The sequence below is a fragment of the Thermodesulfobacterium geofontis OPF15 genome, from assembly GCF_000215975.1.
Lineage (GTDB): Bacteria > Desulfobacterota > Thermodesulfobacteria > Thermodesulfobacteriales > Thermodesulfobacteriaceae > Thermodesulfobacterium > Thermodesulfobacterium geofontis.
Window position 1 is genome coordinate 1,034,799 of the sequence record NC_015682.1, and the last position, 17,126, is coordinate 1,051,924.

Genomic DNA, 17,126 nt, shown 5'->3' on the forward strand with positions numbered 1-17,126 from the left:
TTACAAAGTTTTTCCAGTAAGCCTATATAAAGCTTCAAAATATTTAGCTCTTGTTTTTTCTACAATATCAGGTGGAATAGTTGGAGGAGCATTTTCTTCCCAGGAGAGAGAGCTAAGCCAATCCCTTATAAATTGTTTGTCAAAGCTTTTTTGAGGTTTTCCAGGTTCATATTCATCCTTTGGCCAAAAACGTGAGGAATCAGGAGTTAAGACCTCATCAATTAAAATTATTTTTCCCTCATAAAATCCAAATTCAAACTTTGTATCTGCAATAATTATACCTTTTGATTCAGCATAATTTGAAGCCTTTATATAAAGTTTTAAAGAAAGGTCTCTTAAAGTTTCTGCAACTTCTTTTCTTACAATATTTATAAGTTCATCTAAGGTGATATTAATGTCGTGTCCTTCTTCAGCTTTAGTTGAGGGGGTAAAAATGGGTTCTGGAAGTTTATCAGCTTCTTTTAAACCTTCAGGAAGTTTTATTCCACAAACTTTACCAGTTTTTTGGTATTCCTTCATCGCAGAGCCTGTTATATAACCTCTCACGATACATTCAACAGGAATAACTTTAGCTTTCTTAACAATCATACTTCTTTGATAAAGAATTTCTTTATAGGGCTTAAGGATTTTAGGATATTCTTCTATATGAGCTGTGATTAAATGGTTTTCTACAATATCTTTAAGAAAATCAAGCCAAAAAAGGGTCATAAGAGTAAGTATTTTCCCTTTATCAGGGATAGGAGTAGGTAAAACCACATCAAAAGCAGAAATTCTATCTGTAACAACGATAAGAAGTCTATCTCCAAGATCATAGATATCTCTTACTTTACCCCTTTTTAAAAGGGGAATCTCTTTGATATCTGTTTGGAAAAGAGCATTTTCCATAAATTTAGGAGACAGCTTTAGCTAATTTTCTGGTGCGTTTTTTAAATCTACTTGCCAATCTTCTATATCTTTCATATTTTACCCAATCTTTATTTTTTTTAGCTTCTTCAGCAAGGGCTTTAAATTTTTTCACCTTAGCCTTAAGTTCTCTCATTGATTCTCCAACCTTTTTAGGTTCCTCTTTAATTCCATAAACTTTCTTTAAAACTGATATAAGTTCCTCTTTATTCATTCCGTGAACACCGCTAATTTCAGGAATTTGAAGAGCAATTTCTCTCAGCTCTTTAATGGTCATCTTTTCAAGTTTTTTCTCCAATTTTGGAAGTTCTCTCATTTCTTCTGTATTCTTTTCTTCCATAAAGAGCCCTCCTTCAAGAAGAGTTTTCGAAAGTCTTTATAAATTATCACAAAACTTATATAAAGCAACTCAGGAAGTTGAGATACCAAATTTTTAAGTTTTTTACACAATTAATAAGCACTATGGTAGTGTTTAATTAATTGTGTAAAGACTTGAAAAGTAAAAATGGACATGGCAGCTTCCCCAATGGTTAATAACCAAAACTACCAGAAGGGAGGGGAAGCTACCATAAAAGAAAAAAAACTAAAGCCTGAACCACACAAACTATAGATTTTACGCTAAGGATTTACTTACAAAGTACGGGAAGGTTCAAGATTTAAAAGTGCCTCGATTCAAGAATGGTGGTTTTCGTCCAGCTATACTTCCTGAAAGAAGGAAGGATGATTTAGATCTTACATCTGCTATTATTACCCTTTATGTATTCACCTCAAAGATTTTTCGGTTAATAAAGGTGACCGAGGATGAAGTAAGTGCGTTTAGTATGTATTTATTTGGAGAAGTAAAGTAGCAAAAAAGCCGTTTATTTAGCTTGAAATGGGTAAGATCTAATGGAAAAAAGGAAATGGAATGAGAGGTTTATAGTGGAAGAGTTAAGAAGGATATATAGAGCGGATACCGAAGAATCTGCTAAAGAGGGGATATTAAGATTAAAGGAAAGATAGGGTAAAATATTTCTTAGGGCAGTTTATTTATACAACTAATCAGCTTGAAAGATTAGCAAAGGAGATAAAAAGGAGGATAAAGGTAATAAAAGTATTTTCAGATGAAGTATCAGCGGAAAGATTATTTATATTTAATCTTGATAGAACTAGATAACAGGTTAAACTCAAGAAAATTAAGAAAATTTAATGAGATTAAATTGGTGAAGCATTATGCTCTTCTCGACAGGTTTTTTTATTGTTTAAAAGGGCGCTAAGAAGGATTTTTTATGACCTGGAGCTTAAGATATAGAATTGGCTAAAAGAGAATATCTAAAGCATATTTATTGGTGTTTTTATTAATATTGATTAAAAATTGGTTCGAAATGAAAATTTCTATAGAGAAAAAGAGGGTGTTCATGAGAAAAAATTTAAAAGATTGATAAAATGGAGGGGAAATGGGAGTTTTTATCACAAATGAAGGAGTAAAAAATTTCAAAGAAAGACTGAAAGTTTTGATAAAAAATAGCGAGGAATTGAAGTTTCTTGTTGGGTTTTTCTACTTTTCAGGTATGAGAGAATTATATGAAACATTAAAAGAAATGTATAAAAAAAATGAATTACAAACAGGGCATATAAAGGTACTCGTTGGTCTGTATGTAGATGTAGATAATTATGGAATTTATGAAATAGCAAGAAAGAGAGCATACTTTAAAGAATACAGCATAGATGCAATAAAAAAGACTTTTTTTGAATCCGTAAAAAGGGCTTTTAATTCAGATGAGATGGATAATAAGGATTTCTATGAACAGGTAGATTTTTTCATCAAACTACTTGAAGAAGAGAAGCTGATTCTTAGAAAAACAATAGAGCCAAATCATGCTAAGTTGTATCTTTTTAAGCTCAAAGATAATGAAATTTTACCTAATCTTTTCATTATAGGAAGTAGCAACCTTACAAAGGCTGGTTTAACATCTCAAAATGAGTTCAATGTAGAAATTAAAGATTTTGGTTTTAAAGAGGCTGAGGAGTATTTTGACGGGCACTGGAATAAGGCTGTAGAATTATCTAAGAATGATATTTCAAAATTGGTAAACATCCTTAGAAATGAAACTTTATTAAGAAAAGTCAATCCTTTTACGGCTTATGTTTATCTCTTAAAAACTTATTTAGAGATACATCAAGGAAAGGATTTAAAAGAGGATCCTAAGGAACTAATGGAAAAAGCTGGTTATAAGCCCTATTCTTATCAACTGACCGCTGTTTCTCAAGCTAAATCAAACTGCGAAGCCCATAATGGAACTATTCTTGCCGATGTTGTTGGTTTAGGAAAAACTGTTATAGCTTGTCTAACCGCTAAAGTGCTTGGAAAAAGAGGGATAGTAATCTGTCCACCACATTTAATAGGGGATGATGCCAAGTTATCAGGATGGAAGAAGTATCTTGAAGATTTTAAGCTTTACGATTGGGAAGTCTTTTCAGTAGGTAAACTTGAGGAAGCATTAAATTTTGTTAAAAAGAGAGAAAATATTGAGATCGTGATCGTTGATGAAGCTCACAGGTTTAGGAATGAAAGAACGCAAAGCTACTATTATCTAAGCGAAATTTGTAGAGGTAGAAAGGTAATCTTACTTACAGCAACACCCTTCAATAACCGTCCGGCTGATTTGTTTGCCCTCTTAAAGCTTTTTACTATACCTAAAAAATCATCAATTGTGCTCGATGAAGACCTCGAAAGTAGATTTTGGGAGTATGAGCATATTTTTAAAAAACTTTCTTACATTAAGAATTACCATAATTCTTATGATATTAAGAAAAGAAAGCAAGTAGAGAAGTATTATAAGGAGATATTTAGAAGTAAAAAGGTAGACTTAGGGAAGGTAAATGAAAAGGCTAAGGAGATTGCGAATGAGATAAGGTCGATTCTTGAGCCAGTAGTTATAAGAAGAAATCGTCTTGATCTTAGACATTTTAAAGAGAAAATAGACCTTCCAGAAGTAAAAGACCCGATAGAGTGGTTCTACGAATTAACACCAGAGCAGTTAGAATTTTATGATGAAGTTATCCAAACTTTTGCTCCCTTTGACGGAAGCTCAAGAACCTTTTCTGGTGCTATCTATTTCCCAATAAAGTATGAGAAGGGAATAGAAGACTATATAGAGGAAATCAGTTTTTATTTAGAAGGACCCAAATATATCACCCCTGAAGAAAGTTTTCTTTATTTTAGCCAAAGAAATCTCTATGATTTCATGAGACGGCTTCTTGTAAAAAGGTTTGAAAGTAGCTTTGGTGCTTTTTATGAAAGTTTGCAAAGGTTTAAAAGAACACATGAAAAGGCTTTAAAGTTTATTGAAAGGACTGGGAAGTTTATTTTGGATAGAAAGCTTTTGGAAAAGATAGCCGAGGCAGACGATGAAACCATTGAGGCAGAACTTGCCGAGTATGAAAAAAGTTTAGAAGAAGAGAAGATTAACAGAAAATATTATAAAATCTATGAAGTAAATAACTTTAAACAAAAAAACGAATTCATAACTCATATTAAAAACGACATTAGGCTTTTTGAACATTTAATGAAAAGATTGGAAGAAGTTGGATTAAGAGAATACGATCCAAAGGTTGAGCGTTTAACATCTGGATTAAAGGAATATTTAGCTCAAGGTAGAAAGGTGGTCATTTTTACAGAATATATTGATACGGCTAAACATCTGGCAGAATATTTAAGGAGGGAGTTTGAGGATAGTTTACTCGTAGCTATTGGGAATCTTAGTAAAAGCACTTTAGAAGACCTTTACAAAAACTTTGATGCACAATATAAGGAGCAGGATGATAGATATAAAATTTTGCTTACAACTGATAAACTTTCGGAAGGAATAAATTTAAACCGGGCTGGAGTCGTGATAAATTATGATATACCATGGAATCCTGTTAGAGTAATTCAGAGGGTTGGGCGTATAAACCGCATAGGGAAAAAAGTCTATGATGAGATTTACATCGTTAACTTTTTCCCGACGGAAAAGGGGGCAGACATTGTGAAATCCCGAGAGATAGCTCAAACTAAAATGTTCATGATCCATAATATACTTGGAGAAGACGCAAAGATCTTTGCTCCTGATGAGGAGCCACAACCAGCAGAGCTCTACCGTAGGCTGACTACATACAAAGAAGATGAGGAAGAGAGTTTTTATTCTAAGATTAAAAGTGAATACGAAAACATAACTAAGAAATACCCAGAAATAGAGAAAGAAATATCTAACTTACCAAAGCGTATCAAGGTAGCTAAAAGAGGAGAGTCTTACGAGCTTTTAGTTTTCGTAAAAAAAGGAAAAGACCTTTTTGTAAGTTATAAGGATTATAGGAAGGCTATTCCAGAGGCAGTCTCCTTTGAAAAGGTAATAGAGAAAGTTCGGTGCGAAAAGGATGAACCGGCATTATCTCTATCAAGCGATTTCTGGGACCACTATGACCAAATTTTAAACGAAAGGATAGCTTATCAAAAATCAAGGCAATTAAAGCCTAATGAACTTTCAAATAAGGCTTTTAATTTGTTAAATACTTTACTAAAGTTAGAAGCTGAACAAATTAAACCTTTAATTCCGTTTATTCATAGTTTGATAGAAGATATCAGAAAATATGGAACATTGTCAGACTATGTGTGGGCAGAAATAGTATCGCTTGAGACATTTCTAAAAAAAGGTGAGATAGATAAAATAGCAGATGCCCTTAAGAAACTAAAAGAAGAAATAGGAGAAGATTTCTTAGAAAAGATAAAAGAACGTTTGAAAAGTTTAGACAGAGAAATAATCATAGCTATAGAAAATCAAGCAATATTGTAATTGGTAGTTGGGGGATATACTATGCCTATACACAGCTTTGACAGAGATATAAAACTTGCTGAAGAACTTGCTAAAAATCTTTCTTATGAAGCTTTAAACGATTTTCTATTTAGAAAAAATTTTACTATTAAATTAGAAAAGTTTTACAATTTAGAAGGCAAGCCTATTGATGAATACGGGATTAAAAATCTTCAATTATTTGCAACAAAGGAGATAGATGGTCAGCCTTTTCATGTTTATACTTTAGAGCTCACAACTGAGCTTACAGAGCGTTCGAGCAAGAAAAGGCAATTTAATATAGCAAAGAAGCTTCTTAATACTCAATTGGTAAATGCTGGTCTTTTTATTTTTCATGATGGTTCAGGGAATTTTCGCTTTTCCTTAGTGTATAAGGAAACATTTGGCACAAAAGCGGACTATAGCTATTATAAAAGGTATACTTTCTATGTTAGTCCTAAGCTTTCTAATAAGACTTTTATTCTTCAAATAGGAAAGTGCGATTTTGATACTTTTCAGAGCATAAAAACCGCCTTTAGTGTAGAACCTGTAACAAAACAATTTTATGATGAATTGCAAGCTTGGTATTACTATGCTATGGATAAAGTTTGGTTCCCTGAGGATTATAAATATTCAGATGACCCAGAAAAAGATAAGGAAATACGCACTGCCTTAAACCTTATTAGGCTCATCACAAGATTAATCTTTATTTGGTTTTTAAAAGAAAAAGAACTTATACCTGAGGTTCTTTTTGATAAAGAACAACTAAAGGGCATTGTGAAAGACTTTGGCAAAGGGCATAATTACTACAATGCCATTCTTCAAAACCTTTTCTTTGCTACGCTAAACCGTCCAATAAACGAAAGAGGTTGGGCTTATGATAAAGGTTATCCTGCTAACAAATCTAATTTTGGAATAAAAAGTTTATACCGCTATGAAGATAAGTTTCTTATACCTCCTGATGAAGTAATGAAGATATTTTTTGAAATTCCTTTTATAAACGGCGGACTTTTTGACTGTTTAGATAGAGATTCAGTTTATATAGATGGTTTTTCAAGAAATCCGAAAAAGCAAGCTAAAATACCTGATTATTTGTTCTTTCAGGAAGAAGAACAAACAGTAGACTTGTCTAAATATGGACTTGGTAGAAAAAAATTTAGAGGTCTGATTGAGATCTTAAAAAGCTACAACTTTACGACCGATGAGGCTACACCCATTGATCAAGAGATAGCTCTTGACCCAGAGCTACTTGGAAAGGTGTTTGAAAACTTACTTGCCTCATACAATCCTGAAACAGCAACTACGGCAAGAAAGGCAACGGGTAGCTATTACACACCGCGAGAGATAGTAGATTATATGGTAGATGAAAGCTTGAAAGCCTATTTTAAAACAGTACTTCCAGATATACCTGAGGAAAGTATAGAACTTCTTTTGTCCTATAGTGATGTAGTGCCAGATTTAACGGACGAGCAGAGATGGAAGATTGCTAAAGCTATAAACAACTTGAAGATAATTGACCCTGCCTGTGGTTCAGGTGCTTTTCCGATGGGTGCTCTACATAAACTTGTGCATATTCTTCAGAAGATAGACCCAGATAATAAGATTTGGTATAAAATCCAATTAGAAGAGGCATCCAAAGAGGCAGATGAAATATTTAGAACAGAAAAGGATAAAGAAAAAAGAGAAGAGCTTTTGCGAGAATTAAACGAAAACTTTGATACTAATATAAACGAGCCTGATTATGCAAGAAAGCTATACTTGATTGAAAACTGTATATATGGAGTAGATATTCAGCCAATAGCCATTCAGATTAGTAAATTAAGATTCTTTATTTCTTTAATATTGGACCAGAAAGTAGATAAAAGTAAGCCAAATTGTGGAATTTTACCTTTGCCAAATCTTGAAACTAAGTTTATTGCTGCAAATACTTTGATTGGATTAGAAAAACCAAGCAATACCTTGCATTTGATTTATCAACATACTGCTACATTAGAGAGGGATTTAAAATTGTTAAGACACAGGTATTTTAGGATAAAAACCCGTAGGGAAAAAGAGGAACTACAGAAGAAAGATCAAGAATTAAGAAAACAGATTGCTAATATTTTAAAAAAACATGGATGGTCCGTTGATGAAGCTGAAAAGATTGCAAGTTTTGACCCCTTTGACCAGAACGCCTCTGCTGATTGGTTTGACTCTGAATGGATGTTCGGAGTGAGAGATGGCTTTGATATTGCGATTGGAAATCCGCCGTATGGAGATCTATTAGGTAAAGATGTTAATAAAAATACAAAAAAATTTGTTGAAGAATATTATAGATTTTCAACAACTTCAGACATATCCAGTCCTTTTATTGAGAGAGGAGTTGAGCTTTTAAAGCCGGGAGGAAATTTATTTTATATAATCACGTTTGCAATAACATTTAATAAAGATTTCTCCAAATCTAGATACTTGTTAAATATGAAATTCAAAAGGATAGAAGTTATTTCTTTTGATAGAGATAGATGCAGTATTTTCGAGAGCATGACCCAGTCTGTTTCAATTTTAAAAGCCATAGATTATGAAAGTAAACATAGAACTGGTTTTTTTACAAGTAGAATGTTTCGTGAGACACCAGATATATACAATATAGAGCTTTCTCCAGCAAACCGTTATTTACTACCTATAGGTACTAGTTTTGAATATCCACATAGATTACCGAAAATTGGAGAAGCAATTAATCTTGGAATTTTAAATAAATTAATATCTTTTAAAAATAAGATTGGAAATGCATTAAGCAGAAATGGTAGATTAATGTATATTAGAACTAGTGGAAATTACTGGTATAATGCTTGGGATAAAAAACCATATGAAAGTTCAGAAATAAAACCGTTATATGTAAAAGAGGCATATTATAATTTCATAGTATCAATTGTTAATACATCTTTATTCTATTTTTGGTTCAGAATTTACGGAGATGGAAGACACATGAATACAGACATTTTTGAAGAATTTAGGATTCCTGAAGAAAGCAATATATTACGATATAAAAAACTACTTAATTATGTAAGAAAAGATTTGATGAATAGCTTATTCTCTGTTTTTGATGAAGAAAGGAAGCGATTTGAAACAAGAAGAATAAAAGATAGGTTGGACCTTGCTGATTTTGTAATATGTAGATATTTATACGGTTTTAATTATAACCATATTAAACACATATTGGATTATGATAAAGAAGTCAGATCTGGTATAAAGTTGGATGACAGTATTTTAGGTAAAGTTGACGAAATCCTCACGCTTACCCAATCATCAGACTACGAAACCAACCAAGAAAAACAGCAAAAAGTCAAAGAGCTTGAAAAAGAAATAGACCAATTAGTTTATAAACTATATGATCTTACAGAAGACGAGATAGCAATAATTGAAAATAACTAAAAAAGAGGAAGTTATGTCTGATAGTAGCGTAGTATTTAAATTTAAACTTGCAGAAGTTGAAGTTTTAGAGGAGAAAGAGCAAAAGTTCAGAATAAAATTACAGACAACCTCTACTCCCGGTTCTCAAAAAAGTTTGAAAGTTTTGCAAGTAAATCCTTTTTCGGACATTTTTCAAGCGTTTTATCGGTTTGTTTTAGTCCTGATGATGAATATGCAGTGTCTGGAGCAAGAGATGGTTCTATAAAGTTATGGGATATACATAGAGAAAGATTAGTTAAATCTTTTAGAGGACATAAAAGTAGCGTTAATTCCGTTTCTTTTAGCCTAGATGGGAAATATGTGTTATCTGGAAGCGATGATAAAACTATCAAACTTTGGGATGTAGAAACAGGGGAACGTATAAGGACCTTTGAGGGACATAAAGGCCGTGTAAGTTCAGCGTGTTTTAGCCCAGATGGTAAGCTTGTTATATCAGGAAGTGATGATGCAACAATTAGATTTTGGGATGTAGAAACTGGGGAGTGTATGAGAATTTTGGAAGGACATGAAGGTTCAATTAGTTTAGTATGTGAGCCCTCAGAGAAAGCTACTATACATCAGGCAATTACTTTTTCTTGTAAATTACTCAAGAGTAGGAAAGATTATTGAAAGAAATTAAAATTTAAAAGCAGAATGAACAATTGTATAATGCCTTTTTTATTGTGTAAAAATTAGTTCAGTCATATCTTTTCTCACTTTCAACCCTTTATTAAAAACGATAAATCAGCCTACTAAATTTGGTTTTTAAGTCCCGTTGTCATAAAAGTAAAACATAATCTTACCTTTTCCTTAAGAGATTATCAGATTTCATAAGATCCTTGCAACCCCTTACTAAATCAATCTTGGGGAAGTATAAGAAGATGATCCCTAATAATGTTTTATTTTTGAAGAAAATTCAAAGAAAAAATACTCGTTATTAAGATAATCCTAAAATTTAGTGAATATTTTTTCAAATTATTGAAAAATTCTTTATTTTTGAACTTGACAAAATTCTTATTTTATATATAATTTAAAATTAACTAAAATCAAAAGTATTTTGGATTAAACAATGGAAAATCCTGGACTCGAAGAAAAAGGATTTTCTCCTCACCTAAGCTAAGTCTTTTTTTCTCATCGCAGATACATCTCTTCTTAAAATTTTTGAGATCATTTTATCAAAAATAAATAATGGAGGTGGTAGTATGCTTATGAAAAGACTAAGAGAGACCAAAGAAAGGTTGGAAGATGTGACCAAAAGGGTTGGCGTTGGTGCTTATCATAGAACAGTTCCTTATGAAATCTTTCAGACAGTTAAATCATATTTACTCAAGCTTTACATGGGCTATGAGGTTAATCCTCCAGCTGATGAATTGCCTTTTTCTGTTGAAGATGCTTTCTCTTATGTTAAACCAGGGTTTTTGACTCTGCCTATGGTTGTAGGGTTTGATCCTCTTGATAATTATACTTCTTCAGAGCAGTCTTTTCTTGCTATTGTTAGGTATAGAAATAAAAGATATTACATTTCATTTTCTACTATTGAAGATAGGTTCGTCGGGACTCTTTATGTTATTTTTGTGGTAGGTGAAGACCCAGAAGAATTATACTCTATTGAGTTAACCAATCTTCTAATAAAGCTTGCTATCAGAAATTCAGGCTATTACGGAAAATTCCTAAAATTTTCTAGTCCCACTGACAACATTGAAAGGGTCAAATTTAAAGTTTTACTTCCTCCCAATCTTACCCTTGATGATATTTATTTAAAAGACAAATCAGATCTTGAGGATTTTGTAGAAGCTGTAAAAAGGAAAAATCAAGGTCTTAGATATCTTTTTGTTGGTGAGCCTGGTACAGGAAAAACAGATACAGTGAAAGCTATCATAGCTGAGTGTTTAAAGTCTAATGGAATAACAGTGATAGAGGTTGATGCAGGATGTGGCATATCTTTAAATCATGTTTTTGAATACGCAGAAATATTTAGCCCGGTTTTACTATGCATAGACGATATTGACCTCTTAGTTGGGTCAAGAGAAAACCCTTTAAAAGCGAGAGATCTTTCAAGTGCACTTCAAGCCTTAGATGGTTTTGTTGAGAAGGAGGATCATTATTTAATTGCTACTACTAACGATAGAAAACTTGTTGATTTTGCTTTGAGAAGACCAGGCAGGTTTGACCTCATTATGGAGTTTGAAGAGCTTGATCCAGAATTTTATCCCAACCTTGTTTTAAGAGAATCAAAAGATGAACGCTTAAGTGAAGTGTTTAAAGACGAAAAGGTAAGAAAAAAGCTTTCTAATCTCAAGGTGACAGGTGCATTCATTGTAACCTTAGTTAAGCATTTACTTAAGCCCCGGTATGAAGAAACAAGATACGAACCTAATACAGTATTAGCTTTGATAGACAAGCTTCAAACGTCCTTTAAGCAGGAGGTGAAAAAGGAAGAAAAATTAGGTTTTGTTGGAGGAGATAATGAGTAAAGTCAATCTTGAAGAGTTTAAGCAGATCATTAAAGAACTAACCGACGAGGCTAAAGTTTTAGGGAATCCTTATATATTTTTGACTGAATTAGATAGGTTTTTAAGAAACAAGGGGATAAATCTTTACAGATATACCGGAGAGCTTGATAAAAAGGAAAGGAGAATCATAGATAGGGAGATTATCAGTCAGCTTATTAAGTGTGCAAATGAGATTTTGGAAAGATTTGACGCTGAAACTATTTTAGATGAAAGGAAAAAGCTTGAACGAGAATTTTTAGAAATTCTTAGGATATTCGCTAAATTGAAAAATATTGACTCAGCATATTATCTAATGCACGTTTTTTACTACTATTTCAATCCCTATGATTTTAACTACATTCTCATTTTAAATGAACTGAGAACGCTAAATCTTGATCCTGAAACTGAGATGGTAGAACTTAGAGTCAAAGATATTATTAACATTGATGAAGATCAGAAATTTACTGAAAAGGAGGATGTAGTTCAAGAAAAAGAAATAGGAGAGGTGCTTATTCAAGAATATCTTGAGCGTAGATGTAAGGAAGAGCCAAAAGTAGAGCTTCCGCAATGCGAGTGTGAAGAGGAAGAGTATCCCCTTGACCCCATCATTCAAGCAATTGAAGAATTGTTTGCCAATAAAGCTGATGTTAAGCCAACCTTAGAGATGGCAAAAGAGTATTTAAAAACCAAAGGATTGAGCCTTGAGACTTTCTCCAAAAGAGAGCTTATAGAGTTTTTAAATATCTTAGCTTCTTTGATAGCAGATAGAATACTCTCTGACGACGAAGAGTTGGCTAAGATTTATAATAGTATGTGGCTTGAAGATATTAAGATCTACTGCTTAAAAAATCTAAGTCCTAAAAATCCTTACTGTAGGGTAATGTATCTTTTTTATTTAGATATTATCGGTAGATATGGTGCTGAGAAAGCATCTCTTGAAGCTTATGAATTCGTAAAGAAAAGGGTTGAACCAAACGAAGTAGAAAAGCTTCTTATGGAACTTTTAGAGGATGAGCTTAGCAAAAGGCAAAGGCAAGCAAAGACTAAATCAAAGCAAAAGAGAGGGTAAAAGATGAAGGTATACAGAACCTCAGCCAGTTCTAAATATTGTGCTACTTGTGAGTATTGGGGTGCCGTGAGGCAGGTTAGATCGTCAACCGTTGAAAGCGAGGGATGGGGTATATGTTCTAACAGAAGGAGTAGTTTTTATGGTAAAGAAATGAAATACAAGGATCGTTGTTCTAAATACATGAGATGGATCGTGCTTGAGAGATAAAGGATGTAAAAATTGCCCCAAGGCGTATTGCCCAGGGGCACCCTTTTCCCTCGGAAGTTTTCTATGCAGATATACTTTACTGATGAAAAAACAATTACTGATAACATTACAGGAGAAGTTTTTGACCTTGAAGAAGAACAAGGAGTATGGACTTGGGAAAGGAAAGTGTACGTATATAATAAATTATCAAGGAAGGAGAAGCTTAAAACTCTAATGCATGAGATTGTAGAATGTTTTTTAGTAGTTTATTTAGGGATGAAGCAAGACAGAGCCCATAAAATAGCAAGCTTTGTGGAGAGGGTAGTGGGGTTTTGAAAAGGCTGTGCAGAAATAAAGTTTGCCATGCGGACAAAATTGAAAATTAAATTAAAATAAAAAGGAAGGAGGGAATAGTTATGGCTACAGAGATTAAAGTATGGCAGATTATTAATGAAACATTAGAACCCATTGAAACTTCAATGGTAGAGGAGAAGCGTTTAGAAAAGGACCTTGAAAATTGGATTAAAACACATCCAGAAATTTTAGGAGAAAATATCCTAGTAATAGAAGAACAAGTTTCTACTAGTGAAGGATTTATTGATTTTCTAGGGATAGATAAGGAGACAGGAGATCTCATCATTATTGAGCTTAAAAGGGATAGACTTGGGAGAGATGCTTTAGCACAGGCTATAGACTATGCTTCAGAAGTGGCTTCTTGGACAGAAGATGATATTAATGAGCGTATTAACAAAAAATTAAAAGACTTGATCATTGATGAAAACTTGAATTTGGAGGATTCAAACATTAACCTTAACCAAAATCAAAAAATTTTGCTTGTGGGTTTTTCTATGGAGGACCGTTTACAAAGAATGATCGATTGGCTTTCTGAAAAATACGGAATGAGTATCAATGCAGTTCTTTTAAAATATGTAAAAACAAAGAATGGTGAGGAATTAATTGCAAGAACTATGGTTATACCTGAAGAGATAGAAAAAGAAAGAGCTGAAAAACAAAGAGGGCAGATAAAAATTCAATTGTCTGATGAACCAGGGAATTATAATATAGATGAATTAAAAAAACTATTATTAAAATATCTCTCAGAAGATAGACCTGTTCCAAAGCGTATAAGAACGATATTACTTCCTTTATGCTTAGAACATCCTATTGTAACTCGTAACATGATAAAGGAAGAATTACTCAAGAGAGGAGAAGCTGAAGATGAAACTTCAGCCGGGAAAATTATAACCACTATTTCAAGAGAAATAGGAATAGAAAAAAGAGATTATCTGCGCCAAATATTGAGATACGATAAAATAAGCGAACATCAAAAAGAAAATTATAGAATTTCCGAAGAATACAAACAATTAGTAAAAGAAATACTATCTGAACTTAATAAAGAATAAGGTTTAGTAGATAATGTTAAGGATTTGATAATGTTTTTTAAAAATTTGATAATAATTTTTAATCCGAGTTTCTAAGGAGACTTATTATGTTTAGACAAAAGCAACAATTTAAACCCCAAACAAATAAAATCTCTCTTAGCCCAAGCGAAATAGGGAAACCGCTTCTTAATGATTTCTGTCCTCGGTGCTTTTGGTTTACTAAAAAGTTTCCGATTAAAGATAAACATCCTTTTAGCTCTCCAATGGCAGGTATCCTTAGCATAACCGATAAATATGTTAAGGATGTTGTTAAATGGCATGTGCAGGTATTAAACCAATTACCAACTTGGATACTAAATCAATTGCAGAATTTTTATCCTCACCTTGATTTTGAGAATATTAGATTGATAAGACCAACTTCTTGGCGGGTTTCTCTTTTTGATGGGACATGCCTTTTAAGCGGACAAGCTGACGAAATTATAGAGTTTTCTGATGGCTCATTATTCATCATTGATTATAAAACTGCTGCTCTAACAGAGTATCAAACAAAATTAAGACCTTTGTATGAGGCACAACTTAACGCTTATGCCTATTTAGCTAACAAAAAGTTGGGAAAGCCTGTTGTAGGCTTAGCTTTAGTATACTTTGACCCAGAGTATAAAGACCTTAAGGATGAGGTCATGCTACACCGAACTAAAGAAAAGTTTCTTTTTGGTTTCAACCCAACAGTAGTGCCAGTAAAGCTTATGGACAACGAGTGGGTAGAAGATTTATGCCAAACCCTGTTTGAAATTCTTTCTTTGAATTCACCCCCTGAAGGAAGGTCAAACTGCGAGGGGTGTAATTTACTACAGGACTGGTTAAATAAAATTAGCAATTATTTGTTATAAGATTAACCTTAACATCTTACCGAAACTCTCTTGGTAATAAAAATAAAAGTTGAAATTACAAAAGAATAGATCAATTCATCCATATTTTGATGAGTTTATACAAATAAAGCAAGTAAGAGAATTTCTAAACTTAATTTTTGAATATAACTATGCCATAGTTGGTGGATTGGCAGTGTCTTTTTGGATCCCCGAGAGAAAACCAACGCCGGGAGAGCTTGATGTTTTGCTTGATGAAGACCATATAAACGATTTTATTTTTGTTCTCGAAAATCAAAATTATACAATAGAAGGATGGAAAGGAATTGATCTAACTAATGTAGTCGTAAGAAAAGAGAAATTTCGATTTGATATTCTACTTGCTCAAGATGATTGGTTAAAAGAAATGCTGTATTTCAGTATAAAAATAAAAGCCAAAAAGGTTAAAGTTCTTCATCCAAAATGGTTAATCAAAATGAAACTTTTAGCTATGAGAGAAAAAGATTTAAAGGATGTTGAGATGTTAGAGTGTCTCTTAAAAAAGAGAAAGCTATAAAAAACAAGTAATATGTATGACATGCTGAAGGAATGTAGCTATATACGCTCTTTTTAGATGATAGCATGTGGGTCATAACGGAATACCTCTTTGAATAGCCTCGTTAATTTTTTTCATCATCTCTCCAATTCTACCAATTAATGATGCATGAATTTCCTTTCCACTAAACACCGATTTTACTATATTTACATAACATTTCCCGCCCAAAACTACAATTCTATCAAACTTATCTAATCTTTTTTCTACTACTTGCTTAGAAAGTTCCTCTATAGATATTTTTTTCTGATTTATTTCTGCAAAAGGTCGCATTATAATTACCTGGAACAATCTCATCAGGAAGCAAAAATCCATATTTTGCAGATAAAATGCACCAAGATGTTGAATAAAATTTCTCTGCATATTCTCTACACTTTTTAGCAAACGCTCCTATATATACATCTTTTGCCTTAGTAGGACCTGCATCTGGTTTTTCATCCCATATTTTCTTTTTTCCACAAGAAACTATACACAGTGTCCTCATGTGCTCACCTCCACTATATCACCTTTTATTTTAATCATTCCTTTAACGCAAAACTCTTTTGCTATACATTCAGAATAATATGGACAATCCCCGGTAATTTTATCTCGCCTATAACAACCATTTTTAGAAAGATACCAAAGAGGTTTATCCATATTTAATGGTATCAAATCTATGCCTTCATTCTGAAGTTTTTTAAAACTCTCAAACCAAACTTCTTGTGTATATTTAGTTAGTTTATTTTTTTCAGTTTTAAAATTTCCTCTAATAACTCCTGTTGCTAATGTAGCTCTTATCACATGTATATCTACCGGGATAGGAATTTTATCTAAATTTTTTAATTCAAGACCAATATTGTCTCTAAGCATTCTTATCCATAAAGGACCAATCTTAGGACCTCTAAGGTTCGGATAATTATTATTTTCCTTTTTATTTTGTAGTCGTCTCCAAATTAGCTCTGCATCATTATTGCAGTCTTTAATAAAATTTAATGGATCCCCTTTCCACTTCTCCCAAAAAGTAGTCCCTAGGGTTTTCCAAATTGAAACATCTTTTTTTTTCTCTCCAGGATAAATTATGTTTTTTTATATCATCTTTAATTTTTTCAAAAGAACTTTCATATACCTTTTCTGGATAAAATAAATATCTCGTTTCCGGGTCTTCATATGTTCTTCTTGCGCTTTCCCATAATTCATCAGCTTTTCTTTGATAGTCAATTGATACCGTAAAAGTTATAAAAAGCACATGTTCACGGGAGCCTTTAGTCATACCTTTTGGCAATATATCCTCAGGCATCTCCTTTTTTCCGAAAATACCAGTCTTCGTATATGTTTCATAAAGAAGTTTAATTAACTCTTTCCCCCGCTCTGGGTCAAGCTTGATAATCATTTTTCTTAATTTCCTGTACTTTTTCCATCA

General features: G+C 32.7%; 16 protein-coding genes and 2 pseudogenes. 12 read left to right on the plus strand and 6 right to left on the minus strand.

The window, feature by feature from the left end; translation table 11 throughout:
- Both TOPB45_RS05390 and TOPB45_RS05395 read right to left on the minus strand, forming a co-directional pair.
- Positions 1-885 carry a phosphoribosylaminoimidazolesuccinocarboxamide synthase gene (locus tag TOPB45_RS05390; RefSeq protein WP_013909837.1) on the minus strand — a complete coding sequence of 295 codons (885 nt, stop codon included), beginning with the start codon at positions 883-885 and terminating at the stop codon, positions 1-3.
- A 4-nt stretch (positions 886-889) separates the two neighbouring features.
- A complete protein-coding gene (locus tag TOPB45_RS05395) occupies positions 890-1,243 on the minus strand; it encodes a hypothetical protein (protein WP_013909838.1) in 354 nt (117 codons plus the stop codon).
- Positions 1,244-1,493: 250 nt separating this feature from the next.
- On the opposite strand from TOPB45_RS05395, the gene TOPB45_RS05400 reads away from it, so the two are divergent.
- The 12 genes and pseudogenes from TOPB45_RS05400 (at position 1,494) to TOPB45_RS05455 (ending at position 15,691) form a co-directional block, all read left to right on the plus strand.
- Positions 1,494-1,751: a transposase gene (locus tag TOPB45_RS05400; protein ID WP_144011490.1), complete on the plus strand. Its 258-nt coding sequence runs from the start codon at positions 1,494-1,496 to the stop codon at positions 1,749-1,751.
- Between the two features lie 179 nt (positions 1,752-1,930).
- Positions 1,931-2,159: pseudogene (locus TOPB45_RS09285) on the plus strand (transposase); the annotation flags it as partial.
- A gap of 180 nt (positions 2,160-2,339) precedes the next feature.
- A complete protein-coding gene (locus TOPB45_RS05405; RefSeq protein WP_013909839.1) occupies positions 2,340-5,714 on the plus strand; it encodes a helicase-related protein in 3,375 nt (1,124 codons plus the stop codon).
- 21 nt (positions 5,715-5,735) lie between these two features.
- Positions 5,736-9,122 carry an Eco57I restriction-modification methylase domain-containing protein gene (locus TOPB45_RS05410; RefSeq protein WP_013909840.1) on the plus strand — a complete coding sequence of 1,129 codons (3,387 nt, stop codon included), beginning with the start codon at positions 5,736-5,738 and terminating at the stop codon, positions 9,120-9,122.
- 96 nt (positions 9,123-9,218) lie between these two features.
- A pseudogene (locus tag TOPB45_RS09250) lies at positions 9,219-9,329 on the plus strand (hypothetical protein); the annotation flags it as partial.
- A gap of 9 nt (positions 9,330-9,338) precedes the next feature.
- The gene (locus TOPB45_RS05420; RefSeq protein WP_013909841.1) at positions 9,339-9,770 is read left to right on the plus strand and encodes a WD40 repeat domain-containing protein; all 432 of its coding nucleotides are present in this window, start codon (positions 9,339-9,341) and stop codon (positions 9,768-9,770) included.
- Between the two features lie 578 nt (positions 9,771-10,348).
- Positions 10,349-11,614 carry an ATP-binding protein gene (locus TOPB45_RS05425; RefSeq protein ID WP_236608009.1) on the plus strand — a complete coding sequence of 422 codons (1,266 nt, stop codon included), beginning with the start codon at positions 10,349-10,351 and terminating at the stop codon, positions 11,612-11,614.
- Positions 11,607-12,701, plus strand: a complete 1,095-nt coding sequence (locus TOPB45_RS05430) for a hypothetical protein (RefSeq protein ID WP_013909843.1) — start codon at positions 11,607-11,609, stop codon at positions 12,699-12,701. The genes TOPB45_RS05425 and TOPB45_RS05430 overlap by 8 nt, the downstream gene beginning before the upstream one ends.
- Positions 12,702-12,971: 270 nt before the next feature.
- Entirely contained in the window at positions 12,972-13,223 is a 252-nt protein-coding gene (locus TOPB45_RS05440; RefSeq protein ID WP_013909845.1) for a hypothetical protein, read from the plus strand.
- 80 nt (positions 13,224-13,303) lie between these two features.
- Complete coding sequence (locus tag TOPB45_RS05445; protein WP_013909846.1) at positions 13,304-14,290, plus strand: endonuclease NucS domain-containing protein; 987 nt, start codon at positions 13,304-13,306, stop codon at positions 14,288-14,290.
- An 86-nt stretch (positions 14,291-14,376) separates the two neighbouring features.
- Complete coding sequence (locus tag TOPB45_RS05450) at positions 14,377-15,159, plus strand: PD-(D/E)XK nuclease family protein (RefSeq protein ID WP_013909847.1); 783 nt, start codon at positions 14,377-14,379, stop codon at positions 15,157-15,159.
- 49 nt (positions 15,160-15,208) lie between these two features.
- Positions 15,209-15,691, plus strand: coding sequence for a hypothetical protein (locus TOPB45_RS05455; protein ID WP_013909848.1), 483 nt, complete (start codon positions 15,209-15,211; stop codon positions 15,689-15,691).
- A gap of 72 nt (positions 15,692-15,763) precedes the next feature.
- Here the strand turns inward: TOPB45_RS05455 and TOPB45_RS09020 are convergent, their stop codons facing one another.
- The 4 genes from TOPB45_RS09020 to TOPB45_RS05470 all read right to left on the minus strand — a co-directional run bounded on the left by TOPB45_RS09020 (position 15,764) and on the right by TOPB45_RS05470 (position 17,096).
- Complete coding sequence (locus TOPB45_RS09020) at positions 15,764-16,000, minus strand: hypothetical protein (protein WP_201763788.1); 237 nt, start codon at positions 15,998-16,000, stop codon at positions 15,764-15,766.
- A complete protein-coding gene (locus TOPB45_RS09025) occupies positions 15,945-16,211 on the minus strand; it encodes a DUF6884 domain-containing protein (RefSeq protein ID WP_201763789.1) in 267 nt (88 codons plus the stop codon). The genes TOPB45_RS09020 and TOPB45_RS09025 overlap by 56 nt, the downstream gene beginning before the upstream one ends.
- Positions 16,208-16,576: an N-glycosylase/DNA lyase gene (locus tag TOPB45_RS05465; protein WP_041430345.1), complete on the minus strand. Its 369-nt coding sequence runs from the start codon at positions 16,574-16,576 to the stop codon at positions 16,208-16,210. The genes TOPB45_RS09025 and TOPB45_RS05465 overlap by 4 nt, the downstream gene beginning before the upstream one ends.
- A 109-nt stretch (positions 16,577-16,685) precedes the next feature.
- Complete coding sequence (locus tag TOPB45_RS05470) at positions 16,686-17,096, minus strand: hypothetical protein (RefSeq protein WP_041430346.1); 411 nt, start codon at positions 17,094-17,096, stop codon at positions 16,686-16,688.
- Positions 17,097-17,126 lie beyond the last annotated feature (30 nt).